Source organism: Bradyrhizobium liaoningense (assembly GCF_018130785.1).
Lineage (GTDB): Bacteria > Pseudomonadota > Alphaproteobacteria > Rhizobiales > Xanthobacteraceae > Bradyrhizobium > Bradyrhizobium liaoningense_A.
In genome coordinates, this window is sequence record NZ_JAFCJT010000022.1 from 69,358 (window position 1) to 82,576 (window position 13,219).

12 protein-coding genes are annotated in these 13,219 nt (G+C 63.4%); 7 read left to right on the forward strand and 5 right to left on the reverse strand.

What is annotated here, in order from left to right; translation table 11 throughout:
- Both JQ627_RS30935 and JQ627_RS30940 read right to left on the reverse strand, forming a co-directional pair.
- On the reverse strand, positions 1-1,290 hold the full coding sequence (locus JQ627_RS30935; protein WP_212488145.1) for an acyl-CoA dehydrogenase family protein: 1,290 nt from the start codon (positions 1,288-1,290) through the stop codon (positions 1-3).
- 12 nt (positions 1,291-1,302) lie between these two features.
- Complete coding sequence (locus JQ627_RS30940; protein ID WP_249143517.1) at positions 1,303-2,097, reverse strand: alpha/beta fold hydrolase; 795 nt, start codon at positions 2,095-2,097, stop codon at positions 1,303-1,305.
- Between the two features lie 211 nt (positions 2,098-2,308).
- Here JQ627_RS30940 and JQ627_RS30945 point away from each other — a divergent pair, with 211 nt between their 5' ends.
- From JQ627_RS30945 to JQ627_RS30960, 4 genes are all read left to right on the forward strand, one after another.
- On the forward strand, positions 2,309-3,070 hold the full coding sequence (locus JQ627_RS30945) for an SDR family NAD(P)-dependent oxidoreductase (RefSeq protein ID WP_212488147.1): 762 nt from the start codon (positions 2,309-2,311) through the stop codon (positions 3,068-3,070).
- A gap of 43 nt (positions 3,071-3,113) precedes the next feature.
- On the forward strand, positions 3,114-3,950 hold the full coding sequence (locus JQ627_RS30950; RefSeq protein ID WP_212488148.1) for an enoyl-CoA hydratase family protein: 837 nt from the start codon (positions 3,114-3,116) through the stop codon (positions 3,948-3,950).
- Positions 3,951-4,044: 94 nt separating this feature from the next.
- Entirely contained in the window at positions 4,045-6,396 is a 2,352-nt protein-coding gene (locus JQ627_RS30955; protein ID WP_212488149.1) for a bifunctional salicylyl-CoA 5-hydroxylase/oxidoreductase, read from the forward strand.
- 55 nt (positions 6,397-6,451) lie between these two features.
- The gene (locus JQ627_RS30960) at positions 6,452-7,702 is read left to right on the forward strand and encodes a flavin-dependent oxidoreductase (protein ID WP_212488150.1); all 1,251 of its coding nucleotides are present in this window, start codon (positions 6,452-6,454) and stop codon (positions 7,700-7,702) included.
- A gap of 9 nt (positions 7,703-7,711) precedes the next feature.
- Here JQ627_RS30960 and JQ627_RS30965 read toward each other — a convergent pair whose 3' ends face one another.
- Together JQ627_RS30965 and JQ627_RS30970 are read right to left on the reverse strand one after the other, a co-directional pair.
- Positions 7,712-8,167 (reverse strand): cupin domain-containing protein, encoded by a 456-nt coding sequence (locus tag JQ627_RS30965; protein ID WP_212488151.1) that lies wholly within the window; start codon positions 8,165-8,167, stop codon positions 7,712-7,714.
- A 27-nt stretch (positions 8,168-8,194) separates the two neighbouring features.
- A complete protein-coding gene (locus JQ627_RS30970) occupies positions 8,195-9,370 on the reverse strand; it encodes an ABC transporter substrate-binding protein (RefSeq protein WP_212488152.1) in 1,176 nt (391 codons plus the stop codon).
- Between the two features lie 250 nt (positions 9,371-9,620).
- Here JQ627_RS30970 and JQ627_RS30975 point away from each other — a divergent pair, with 250 nt between their 5' ends.
- From JQ627_RS30975 to JQ627_RS30985, 3 genes are all read left to right on the forward strand, one after another.
- Complete coding sequence (locus JQ627_RS30975) at positions 9,621-10,139, forward strand: MarR family winged helix-turn-helix transcriptional regulator (RefSeq protein WP_212488153.1); 519 nt, start codon at positions 9,621-9,623, stop codon at positions 10,137-10,139.
- Between the two features lie 148 nt (positions 10,140-10,287).
- Positions 10,288-11,979, forward strand: coding sequence for a benzoate-CoA ligase family protein (locus JQ627_RS30980; protein WP_212488154.1), 1,692 nt, complete (start codon positions 10,288-10,290; stop codon positions 11,977-11,979).
- A 21-nt stretch (positions 11,980-12,000) separates the two neighbouring features.
- The gene (locus JQ627_RS30985; protein WP_409363827.1) at positions 12,001-12,459 is read left to right on the forward strand and encodes a RidA family protein; all 459 of its coding nucleotides are present in this window, start codon (positions 12,001-12,003) and stop codon (positions 12,457-12,459) included.
- Positions 12,460-12,477: 18 nt separating this feature from the next.
- Here JQ627_RS30985 and JQ627_RS30990 read toward each other — a convergent pair whose 3' ends face one another.
- Positions 12,478-13,206 carry a CBS domain-containing protein gene (locus JQ627_RS30990; protein ID WP_212488156.1) on the reverse strand — a complete coding sequence of 243 codons (729 nt, stop codon included), beginning with the start codon at positions 13,204-13,206 and terminating at the stop codon, positions 12,478-12,480.
- Positions 13,207-13,219: the final 13 nt, after the last annotated feature.

Here is a 13,219-nt window from a genome sequence, read left to right on the forward strand (position 1 = left end):
TCAGTCGTCCGTTTCACCGGCCTCGTACAGCGCCTCGCGTCCGATGCGGTCGAGGCAGAGCTCGGCGGTCCAGGGCAGCATCAGCGAGCCGCAGCGGCTGTCGCGATAGATGCGCTCCAGCGGCAGCGAGCGGAGCATGGCCTGCCCCCCGCAGGTGCGGATCGCGAGGGCCGCGAGCTCATTGGCGCCCTCCATCACCGAATATTGTGCGGCATAGGCGCGCAGCGCCTGCTCCTTGCTTGGATTGGCGCGGGCCTCGGTGACGGCCTGGAACCAGATCGCCTTGATCTGCTCAAGTTTGATTTGCATCTGCGCGACCGCGATCTGCTTGGTCGGGTACATCCGGCGCTTCACCGGCGGCATGCCCGGCACCTCGCCGCGAAGATAGCGCACGGTGAAATCATAGGCGGCTTGCGCCAGGCCCATATAGGTCGGCGACAGCGTCAGGAACATGTGCGGCCAGCGCATCGCGGCCTGGAAGTAGACGCCGCGCGGCATCAGCGCCGAATCTTCCGGCACGAACACGTCCTTGAATAGCAGCGTCCGCGAGATCGTCCCGCGCATGCCGAGCGGATCCCAGTCGCCGACGACCGAGACGCCTTCCGATTTCGCGGGGATGGCGAGATAAAGGGTGTTGCGGCGCGAGGCCTTCTCACCGCTCTCGATCTCCGTGCAGAGCACGCCGTAATAGTCGGCGTGACCGGAAAGCGACGCAAAGATCTTCTTGCCGTTGACGATCCAGCCGCCCTCCACGGGTTTTGCCTCCGTGCCGAAGGCGACGCCGCCGGCCGCAGCCGCACCCCCCTCGGAGAAGGGCTGCGAGTAGATCGCGCCGTCCTCGACGATGCGCTTGTAATGGACCGCGCGCCGCCGTTCGTGCTCCGCGCGTGTCTTCGCGTCCATGTCGAGATCGTCGGCGAGCGGCCCCGACCACAGGGTCGAGCAGACGTGCATGTTCCAGGTGAGCGCGGTCGCGCCGCAATAGCGGCCAATTTCGGCTGCCGCCAGCGCGTAAGTTTGATAGGTCGCGCCGAGCCCGCCATGCTTCTTGGGGACCGCGATGCCGAGCAGGCCGACGCGATGCAGGTCGCGATAATTCTCGGTCGGGAAGATCGCCTCGCGATCGTAAGTCGCGGCGCGACCGGCGAACACGCTCTGGCCGATCTCGCGGGCGCGCGCGATGATGCCGGCCTGCTCGTCGCTCAGGCGGAATGCGACGGGATCGAAGATCGGAGCATCCAGCGCGACCTTATCGGTTGCGCCGATGTTCTTGCTGACTTGCATGGTCATTGCGCAGTCACCCTATTTGGTCGCAACGGAGTTCAGGAACCGGCCGAGGGCCTCGTCAAAGGCATCAGGGCGTTCAAGGTTGGCGAGGTGGCCGGCGCCGGTCAGCTCGACATATTCGGCCGAGGGAATGAATGTTGCTGTCTTCGCCATCATAGGCGCAGGCGCATTGTTGTCCTTCGAACCGGACAGCAACAGCGTCGGGATGGAAATGTCCTTGAGTGAGTTGCGCTGATCGAACCCGATCAAAGCAAGCATCATGGCGCGATAACTTGCCTCGGGCACGCTGCCCATGCACTCGCGCGCAAGCTCCATTCCCTTAGGATCAGGATCGTCGCCGACGAGTTCCCTCACGAGCGAAGGCGCCAGCGATTTCATCGTCTCGCCGCGATCGAGCGGCCCAAGCCGCGCCGCGATGAACGATTTCTGCCAGTCGCCATCGGCCTTGCCGAAGGCGGGGCTGGTCTGCGCGAGGACGACGGCGCGCGCCAGTTTCGAAGATTGCGCAAGCCACTTTTGGACGATCATGCCGCCGATCGAATGGCCGACCAGAATTGGCCTGGTCGCACCAAGCTGCTCGATGAATTGCTGGAGCGCATCGGCCAGGGCCGCGATGCTGACGCTGGCGAGCGGCGCCGATCCGCCGTAGCCCGGCATGTCCCATGCAATCGCGCGGAATTGGTTGCTGAATCTGGCTACCTGCTGCCGCCAGGCCCGTGCCGCGCCGCCAATGCCATGCAGGAAAATCAGGGGTGTCGCGCCCGGATCGCCCGCGGCTTCATAGGCGAAGCGTCCGTCGTTTGTTATCATTGGCGAAGGCTGCGACACGCGACATCCTTTGGCTTGGCTCTTTGATGCTAACAGGCCTGTGGGGGATGGGAAGCGATAATTTTATACTTAAAGCAATTTTCGGGCCGGTGTCTCGTGCGATGGCGTTCGCGGGCTGATCGGCACTTTCGTTGCAAAAACTTGAAGGTTAAAATATATCGAGGAACGATCAGCAGAGCCAAGGAGTCAGCGCATGTCCGGATTGCCGCACTCGCCGCACGCGCTCGTGACCGGCGGCGGCCGGGGCATCGGCCGCGCCATCGCAGCCTCTCTTGTCGGGGCAGGTGCGACCGTGACGGTGCTCGGCCGGAACGCCGCTACTCTCGAAGAGGCGGTCAGCGCGGGGGCCGCGCACTTTGTGGCCGTTGCCGATGTCTCGGACGAGGTGTCGTTGAAAGCCGCCATTACTGAGGCGCACGCGCGAAAGCCGATCGATATCCTGATCGCCAATGCGGGCAGCGCCGAATCCGCGCCGTTTTCGAAATCGGACAGTGCTCTGTTCGCGCGCATGATGGACGTCAATTTCATGGGGGTGGTCCATGCTGTCCGCGGCGTGCTGCCGGGGATGAAGGATCGTCCCTATGGCCGCATCGTCGCGATTGCATCGACCGCCGGGCTCAAGGGTTATGCTTATGTCAGCGCGTACACGGCCGCCAAGCACGCCGTGGTTGGTCTCGTCCGTTCGCTCGCGCTCGAGATGGCCGGAAGCAATGTGACCGTGAACGCGGTCTGTCCGGGTTTCACCGATACCGATCTCGTCGCCGGCAGCATCGAGAATATCATGAAGAAGACCGGCAGGAGCCGCGAGCAGGCGATCGGCGAGCTCGCGAAGCACAATCCGCAGGGACGACTGATCACGCCTCAAGAAGTGGCGGATGCCGTACTTTGGCTGTGCGGTGAGGGCGCTGGTGCGATCACGGGTCAGGCGATCGCCGTTGCCGGCGGCGAGATCTAACGTGCTTGGCGCAAGCGCGGAACAACGAGCTTAAGGAGATCGCATGAGCAGACCAGCCAATCCCGTGACGGTGCCGCTCGCGGAATATTCGCCGCAGCACTTTCTGCTAGCTGTTGTCGACGGTGTTGCCACCGTGACGCTCAATCGTCCCGAGCGGAAGAATCCCCTGACCTTCGAGAGCTATCGGGAACTGACGGATTTCTTCCGCGCCTGCGCTTTCGATGATGCGGTGAAGGCGATCGTCGTCACCGGCGCTGGGGGCAATTTCTCGTCCGGCGGCGACGTTTTCGAGATCATCGGCCCGCTCGTGAAGATGGACACCAAGGGGCTGACCGCCTTCACGCGGATGACCGGCGACCTCGTCAAAGCGATGCGGGGCTGCCCTCAACCCATTGTCGCCGCGGTTGAGGGCATCTGCGCCGGCGCCGGCGCGATCATCGCGATGGCATCGGACATGCGCCTCGCGGCGAGCGGCGCCAAGGTCGCGTTCCTGTTCAACAAGGTCGGACTTGGCGGCTGCGACATGGGCGCCTGCGCGATCCTGCCGCGGATCATCGGACAGTCCCGCGCCTCCGAGCTGCTCTACACCGGTCGGTTCATGACCGCCGAGGAGGGTGAGCGCTGGGGCTTCTTCAGCCGCATCGTCACGCCAGAGCAGGTGCTGCCCCAGGCGCAGCTGCTGGCCAAGCAGGTCGCGGACGGACCGACCTTTGGCAACACCATGACCAAGCGCATGCTGGCGATGGAATGGGCGATGTCGGTGGAAGAGGCGATCGAGGCGGAGGCCGTTGCCCAGGCGCTGTGCATGACGACGGCGGATTTCGAGCGGGCTTTCGAGGCGTTCGCCAACAAGGTCAAGCCGGTCTTCAGGGGCGACTGAGCGGCCTTTCCTGCGTGACGGCCCGCAACGGGGACTTGCGCGGAATTATTTTAGGGTTAAAATAATTTCCGCCGGGTCAATTGGCGAGGCTCCCATGAAAGTCGCGATCATCGGTGGCGGACCTGCGGGTCTCTACGCAGCCATTCTGCTCAGGAAGCAGCGGCCGACCGCCGACATCACCGTGTATGAGCGCAACCGCGCCGACGACACCTTCGGCTTCGGCGTGGTATTTTCCGATGCCACGCTGGACAATTTTGAAAAGCACGATCTTCCGAGCTACCGCCGCATCACGCAGGAGTTCGCTTATTGGGATGACATCGCCGTGCACTTCCGCGGCACGGTGCATCGGGTAGGTGGCAATGGCTTTTGCGGATGCTCGCGACAAAAACTGCTCCTGATCCTCCAGGAGCGGGCACGTGAGCTCGGTGTCGCCCTGCATTTCGAAGTGGACATCGATGACGAGTCCCGCTTCGCCGATGCCGATCTCATCCTGCTCGCGGACGGTATCAACAGCCGCTTCCGCGAGAAATATGTCGATTACTTCCAGCCCGAGGTGGATGTTCGCTCCAACAAGTTCGCCTGGATGGGCTCGACCAGGCCGCTCGACGCGTTCACCTTCATCTTCCAGGAGACCGAGTGGGGACCGTTCATCGCCCACGCGTACCAATATGAGGCCGGACACTCGACCTGGATATTCGAGACCGATCCCGAGACGTTCGATCGGGCGGGGCTGACGGGGCTGAGTGAGACCCAGTCCGCCGCGCGGATGGCCGAGATTTTTGGTTGGTTCCTCGACGGACACAAGCTGCTCACCAACCGCTCGATGTGGCGCAATTTCCCGATGATCCGCAGCAAGCGGTGGGTCAAGGACAATATGGTCCTGCTCGGCGATGCCAAGGCGAGCGCGCATTTCTCGATCGGCTCCGGCACCAAGCTCGCGATGGAAGACGCGATCGCGCTGGCGGATGCCATGGAGAAGGCGCCGAGCATCAAGGCGGCGCTTGCGGTCTACGAGCATGGCCGCCGCGAGGAGGTCGAGAAGACGCAGCACGCCGCCGACGTCTCGCTGGTCTGGTTCGAGCACGTCGACCGCTTCTGGGAGTTCGATCCCGTGCAGTTCGCCTTCGGCGTGATGACGCGCTCGAAGGCGATCACCTATGACAATCTGAAGCTCCGCGCACCCGATTTCGTGGCTGAGGTCGAGAAGTCGTTTGCCAGGCAGGTTCGCGACAGCGGTTTTGACGTCGACACCAAGAAGCCGATGGTGCCGCTGTTCCAGCCGTTCCGCTTGCGCGAGATGGAGATCGCCAATCGTGCCGTGGTCTCGCCAATGTGCATGTACTCGGCGAAGGAAGGCGTACCGGTGGATTTCCATCTGGTGCATTACGGCTCGCGGGCGATTGGTGGCGCCGGCCTGATCTTTACCGAAATGACCTGCGTCAGCCGCGACGCGCGGATTACGCCCGGCTGCGCGGGGCTGTGGAACGACGAGCAGGAATCCGCGTGGCGCCGCATCGTGGATTTTGTCCACGGCAACTCGGCCGCAAAGATCTGCCTGCAGCTGGGGCACGCCGGCCGCAAGGGCGCAACCAAGCTGATGTGGGACGGCATGGATCGTCCGCTCGAAGAGGGCGGCTGGGAGGTGTTCTCGGCATCGCCGCTGCCTTATTTCCCGGACAGCCAGGTGCCGCGCGAACTCGACCGCGCCGGCATGAACGCGGTGAGGGATTCCTTCGTTGCGGCGGCCGAGCGTGGCGAGCGCTGTGGTTTCGACATGCTGGAGCTGCACTGCGCCCACGGCTATCTGCTCGCGAGCTTCATCTCGCCGCTGACGAACACCCGCGCGGACGAATATGGCGGCTCGCTGGAAAACCGCCTGCGCTTCCCGCTGGAGATCTTCGAGGCACTGCGCGCGGTCTGGCCGTCACACAAGCCGATGTCGGTGCGAATCTCCGCGACCGACTGGGCCGACGGCGGCATCACCGGTGACGATGCAGTGGCTGTTGCGCGCGCCTTCGCGGAGGCCGGCGTCGATCTCATCGACGTCTCGACCGGACAGACCGTGCGCGATGCGCAGCCGGTCTACGGGCGAATGTTCCAGACGCCGTTTTCCGACCAGGTCCGCAACGAGGCGCGCGTCGCCACGATGTGCGTCGGCAACATCACGACCGCGGACCAGGCCAACACCATTTTGGCCGCCGGCCGGGCGGATCTCGTCGCGCTCGGCCGTCCGCATCTTGTCGACCCGTTCTTCACCATGAAGGCGGCGGCCTGGTACGGGGCAAACGACGCGTTCTGTCCGCCGCAATATCTTCCCGGAAAAGATCAGATTTTCCGCAACAGCGTGCGCGACCGGCAGGATCTCGATGAGCTGAGAATTAAGGCTAAGCCCAAGACCCGCGCCGAGCTCAAGGCGGAGGCGACAAAGCCGCTTGCGGCGGAGTGACCGCCCGTGCGACTTTAACCCCGTTGCCTGGCGTATTTCGAGTGGAGTTAGGGCGATGAAGGCGATTGTCGTCGGCGGTGGTATCGGTGGTCTCACCACGGCATTGATGCTGCGCTCGCGCGGCATCGGGTGCGAGATTTTCGAGCAAGCCGACACCATCCGCGAGCTCGGCGTCGGCATCAACACGCTGCCGCACGCGATGCGGGAGCTCGCCGGCCTCGGCCTCCTCCAGCAGCTCGACGACGTCGCGATCCGCACCGACCAGCTCTATTACCTCAATCGCCACGGCCAGGAAGTCTGGCGCGAAGCCCGCGGCATCGACGCTGGCCACGACGTGCCACAATTCTCGATTCATCGTGGCCGCCTTCAGGGCGTCATCCATCGTGCCGTCGAGGAGCGGCTCGGGCAGGAGGCAATTCACACCGGTTGCCGCCTTGGCGCCTTCACGCAGGACGAGGGCGGCGTCACCGCTTATTTCTTCGACCGGTCGGGCGCGCACATCCATACTGCGCGCGGCGATATCCTGATCGGCGCTGACGGCATCCATTCACGCGTTCGCGACACGCTGTTCCCGAATGAGGGACCGCCGTGCTGGAACGGTCTGATGCTGTGGCGCGGTGCACGCGATTGGCCGCTGTTCCTCACCGGCAAGTCGATGATCGTAGCCGGCGGCCTCAATGCCAAGGTGGTGATCTATCCGATCGCAGAGGGATCGAGCCCGGCAAGCCGTCTCACCAACTGGGCGGTGCTGGTGAAGGTCGGCGAGGGCAATGCCCCGCCGCCGCGGAAGGAAGACTGGTCGCGGCCCGGCCGGCGCGAGGAGTTGATGCCGCATGTCGCGCGCTTCTCAGTGCCCTATATCGACGTCAAGAGCCTGATTTCGGCAACGCCCGAATTCTACGAGTATCCGACCTGCGACCGCGATCCCTTGCCTTACTGGTCGTCCGGGCGCGTCACCCTGCTCGGCGACGCCGCGCATCCCATGTATCCGGTCGGCTCGAACGGCGCATCTCAGGCGATCCTCGATGCGCGCTGCCTTGCCGACGCGCTGGTGTGCGCCGAGCATCCGCGCCAGGCCTTGCTTGAATACGAGAAGAAGCGTCTGCCGATGACCGCGGACATCGTCCGCTCCAACCGGCGCGGTGGCCCCGAGGGGGTCATCGATGCGGTCGAGCAGCTTGCGCCCGATGGCTTCGACCATATCGACAATGTGCTGAGCTATTCCCAGCGCGAGGCGATCGTGCGCGGCTATGCCACCAAGGCCGGCTTCGCCGCCGTGCCGGGTCTTGCGGCGGTGCGCGCTTAAGACCCGCTGCTAGCCGCCGGGCGGCGGCGGCAGGAAGTGGATGTTGAACTCGGCGGCCATCGCCACCACGTCATCGGGCTTCTGCTCCTTCATGTTGTGAAGGCCCCAGAACAGGTCGAACAGCTTGCGGGTTGGCGACACCCAGAACAGCACCTTTGCGGTCTGCTCCGACTTGTTGAAGATGCCGTGCGGCACGCCCATACCGAGGCGGATCAGATCGCCCGCGGTCGCCTGCGCCTCCGAGTTGCCGAGCACGAAGTCGAGCTTGCCCTCGAGCATGTAGAGATACTCGTCCTGGTCGGGATGGATGTGCGGCGGCACGAACGTGCCCGGCGGCAATGTCGCGTGCCAGGAGAAGCTGTGCTCGGTATTGCTCTTCGGCACATAGGTCTGGCCGAGGATGTTCCAGGAAATGCCCTGGATCCCTTCATTGGCCCGCGTGATGCCGGTGATTTCGCTCTTCATTGCAGTCCTCCCGTAATGCGATGCGGCTTAGTTTGCCGCCTTGCAGTCCTTGGCATAGCGGTCGCCATAGTTCTCAAAGACCTTCTGAACGATCTCGGTCTGGAACTTGCCGTCCGCACGCTTGGCGACCTTGGTCAGGTAAAAATCCTGGATCGGATAACCGTTGGTGTTGAACTTGAACGCGCCGCGCAGCGAGGTGAAGTCGGCCTTCTTCAGTGCGGCGCCAACCGCGTCCTTGTTCGAGAGGTCGCCCTTCACGCCTTTGATCGCGCTGTCGACCAGCATTGCAGCATCGTACGCCTGGAAAGCGTAGGTGCCGGGCACGACGTTATAGGCAGCCTCGTAGGCGGCGACGAACTTCTTGTTTTGGGGATTGTCGAGATTGGGCGCCCAGTTCGCGCCGCCAAACATGCCGACTGCCGCATCCTGCTGCGCCGGCAGGGTCGATTCATCCACCGTGAAAGCCGAGAGTACTGGAATGGTGTCGGCGAGGCCGGCTTGCCGGTATTGCTTGACGAGATTGACGCCGAGGCCGCCCGGCATGAACGTGAACAGCGCATCGGGCTTCTGCGACGAAATCTTCGACAGCTCAGGCTGGAAATCCAGCGTGTTCAGCGGCATGTAGGATTCTTCGACGATCTCGCCCTTGTAGTCGAGCTTGAAGCCCGCCACCGAATCCTTACCGGCCTGATAGTTCGGCACCATCAGGTACATGCGCTTGTAGCCGCGATCCTGCGCGACCTTGCCGAGGATCTCATGGACCTGGTCGTTCTGATAGGACGTCACATAGAAGAACGGATTGCAGTCCTTGCCGGCGAACGTCGATGGACCAGCGTTGGGGCTGATCAGGAACGTCTTGGACTCCGTAATGGGGCGGTGAATCGCCTGGAGGATGTTGGAAAAGATCGGGCCGACCACGAAGTCGACCTTGTCGCGCTCCAGAAGGCCCTTGACCTTCGTGACCGCTGCGTCCGGCTTCAACTCGTCATCGGCGACGATCACCTCGACATCTCGGCCGCCCATCTTGCCGCCGAGGTCCTTCACGGCGAGCGCAAAGCCGTCGCGGACCTGCTGGCCAAGCGCGGCGGCGGGGCCCGACAGGGTCACGATCACGCCCAGCTTGATCTTCTCCTGGGCGAGGGAAGGGCTCACCGCGGCGCCGAGCAGCAGGGCGGTAGCGGCCAAGATCATTTGCGTCTTCATGATGTGTCCCCCGTGACGACCGGGCTTGCACAGCAAGCCGCGTACTCCGATCCAAGCTTATGCCGATGATGGCGGCTGCGGCAAGCAAGCTCAAGGCGTGGCCATCCTGCGGGCAGTGGCGCATGCAAGCGGCGCGCCAGTTATTTGAAGCCTAAAGAAATACGGTGCGGTCGATTGTTTTAGCTTTAGGCTTGCGGCCGGGGCCGATTTATTTGAAGCTCAAAATGTTGGGGAATCCGTGCCAGCGCCAATGCCGGCCGTGAGTGACTGCATCGAGATGCTCGATTCCGAGACCAAGGCCGTCGAGACGCCGGAGGACCATGCCGAAGAGCTTCGGCTGTGGCTGCGTCTGCTCACCTGCACGACGCTGATCGAAGGCGAAGTTCGCGGCCGCCTGCGACAGCGCTTCGACGTCACGCTGCCCCGGTTCGACCTGATGGCGCAGCTCGACAAGGCGCCCGACGGCATGACGCTGTCCGACGTCTCCAAGCGAATGATGGTGTCCAACGGCAACGTCACCGGCCTTGTTGAACGGCTGGTGGAATCGGGCCATCTCGACCGGCGCACCTCGGAGACCGACCGCCGCGTCCAGGTGATCCGCCTCACAAAGCTGGGTCGCGCCGAGTTTCGCAGGATGGCTGCGGAGCACGAGACCTGGATCGCCGATCTCTTCGCCGACCTGACCCCCAAGGATGTCCGCGAATTGATGCGGCTCCTCGCCAAGACAAAGACGTCGGCGCAGAAATCGGCCGGTCGTCGCCGGCCATAGTCCGCCGGCGGGACGCCCCGCCAGTCCCACCTTGCCGCAGGAAAATGCATGGGATGCCCAAAATCCGCTATTGCGCCAAATTGTTTTAAGCCTAAAATGTTTCCCAGATAGTGCTGCCGGGTGCTTTCCATGCTGAAAGGAGCGTGAGATGGCCAACGCTGCCAAGATTCAAGTATCGGGCTCGCATGACGGCAACGCGGCGACGGCCCATGTCGATACATTCGCGTGGCAGCATCTGCCGCCGCGAGAGTTCTGGCCCGAATTCATCTTCACGCGGCCGGAGTTGCACTATCCGCCGCGATTGAACTGCGTCAGCTATTTTCTCGACCGCTGGGTCGAGCAGGGCCACGGCGACGCACCCTGTGTCATCAGTCCGGCCGTCAGCTACACCTATCGCGAGCTGCAAGCGCTCGTGAATCGCATCGCCAACGTGCTGGTTCGCAAGCTTGGTCTCGTAACCGGCGAACGTGTGCTGCTGCGCTCCGCGAACAATCCGATGATGGTCGCGACCTATCTCGCGGTGATCAAGGCCGGCGGCATCGTCGTGGCGACCATGCCTCTGCTGCGCGCCAAGGAACTATCCTATCCGATCCAGAAGGCGGAGATTACACTCGCGCTTTGCGACGGAAAGCTCTCCGAGGAGATGGAGAAGGCGAAAGCGGCGGCGCCCGGCCTCAGGCACGTGGTCTATTGGGGCAACGGCGTGTTGGACTCGCTCGAGGCGCTGATTGCGGATGCGAGCCCGGAGTTTAGGGCGGTCGATACCGCCTCCGATGACATCTGCCTGATTGCCTTCACGTCGGGTACGACGGGTGATCCCAAGGGCACCATGCATTTCCATCGGGATATGCTGGCGGTCTGCGACGGTTATGCGCACAACATCTTGAGGGCGGAGCAGAAGGATCGCTTCGTCGGTTCAGCGCCGCTCGCCTTTACCTTCGGCTTCGGCGGCGTGCTGTTTCCGATGCATATCGGCGCTTCCTTCGTCGTGCTGGAGAAGACGACGCCGGACGACATGCTGACCGCGATCGAGCAATACAAGACCTCGGTCTGCTTCACTGCGCCGACCGCTTATCGCGCCATGATCGGCAAGCTCGCAGGTCGAGACATATCCTCGCTGCGAAAGTGCGTCTCTGCCGGCGAGACCCTTCCCAAGCCGACATTCGATGCCTGGCTCAAGGCCACCGGCATCAAGCTGATGGACGGCATCGGTTCGACCGAGATGCTGCACATCTTCATCAGCGCGACCGAGGACGAGATTCGTCCCGGCGCAACCGGCAAGCCCGTGCCAGGCTATGAAGCAAAAATCGTCGATGACGAGGGCAATGATTTGCCGCCGGGCACGATGGGACGGCTCGCCGTGCGCGGGCCAACCGGCTGCCGCTATCTCGCCGACGAGCGGCAGCGCAAATACGTCCAGAACGGCTGGAACATCACCGGCGATACCTATCTGATGGATAGCGACGGCTATTTCTGGTACCAGTCGCGCTCCGACGACATGATCGTGTCGGCCGGGTACAACATCGCGGGCACGGATGTGGAGGCGGCGCTGCTCACGCATCCATCCGTGGCCGAGTGCGGCGTCGTCGGTGCGCCGGACGAGGCGCGTGGTATGATCGTGAAGGCTTATGTCATCGCCGCCCCCGGTGTGACGCCGGACGCTCAGCTCGCAGCCGAGTTGCAGGAGCATGTCAAACGGGAGATTGCGCCTTACAAATATCCGCGCGCGATCGAGTTCGTGGCGCAACTGCCGAAGACCGAGACCGGCAAGTTGAAGCGATTTGCCCTGCGGCAGTTGGCGCAGGCAGCCGTGACGTCCTCTGGCGTCGCGGCGGAATAAGAGAAGGATGGAGAATTGTCCGTGACGACGCCGAAAGGCCCGCATCTCGCGGTGCTGCCGACCGCAACCGGGGATGACACCCGCCCGAAGGCGCAGGTGCTTCAGCCGTCGGGATGGCCGATGCCGAAAGGTTATGCCAACGGCATGGCCGCCGAGGGCCGTATCGTCGTCACTGGCGGGGTGATCGGCTGGGACGCTGAGGAGCGTCTCGCTGACGGCTTTGTTGCGCAGGTGCGCCAAACCCTGAGCAATATCGCCGCGATCCTGGCGGAGGCCGGTGCGCGGCCTGAGGATCTGGTGCGCTTGACCTGGTACGTCGTCGACATGGACGAGTACCTGACGAACTTGAAAGAGCTCGGCAGAATCTACCGCACCATCTTCGGCGCGCACTATCCGGCGATGGCGCTGGTTCAGGTCGTCCGGCTCGTCGAGAAGGCGGCACGCGTTGAGATCGAGGCCACCGCCGTCATTCCCCGCTGAACCGCCTTAGGTTTGCGCCTAGCTGGCCTTGGCGAGATCGTCGTCCTCGGGCGAGTTGAGATAGACGCCGGTCATGGTGTCGACCCAGCACAGATGGTCGTGCACCTTCTTGACGCCCTCGACGTTCTCCGCCGCGACGACGGCGGCCTGCCGCGCGCGTTCCTCAGTAATGACGCCGCTGAGATGAACGATGCCGCCGCGGACGATGACGTTGAGCCCGAACGGGCACCAGTCGTTCTTCTCCATGGTGTCGATGATGCGGCCGCGAATGTGATCGTCGTCCGCCGTCGGATCCGGTACCTCGCGGGCGAGGCCCGCCACCGCCTGCAACAGATTGGCGCGCGAGACGATGCCGACGACCTTGTCGCCGCGCACCACCGGCAGTCGCTTTACGTTGTTCCGTTCCATGAGATCGACGATCTCGGCGAGCGCCGTATCCTCGGTGATGGTCACGGGTGAGGCGGTCATGACTTCCGAGACCTTGCGGCCGTGCTCATGCACGAAGTCGCTGGCGGACTGCCCGGACCCGAGGATGAACCGCAGCCAGCGATCGCGCTTGCGCCCGGTGCCGATTTCGCTGCGGCGGATGAAATCCCCCTCAGAGACCACGCCGACCAGCTTGCCGGCATCGTCGACCACCGTGAGGCCGCTGACATGCCGCTTCAGCATGATGTTTGCCGCCTCGACGATGCTGGTGTGAGGGGTAACCGAGATGACCGAGCGGGTCATGATCTGGTGGGCGCGCATGGGGAAGCTCCGC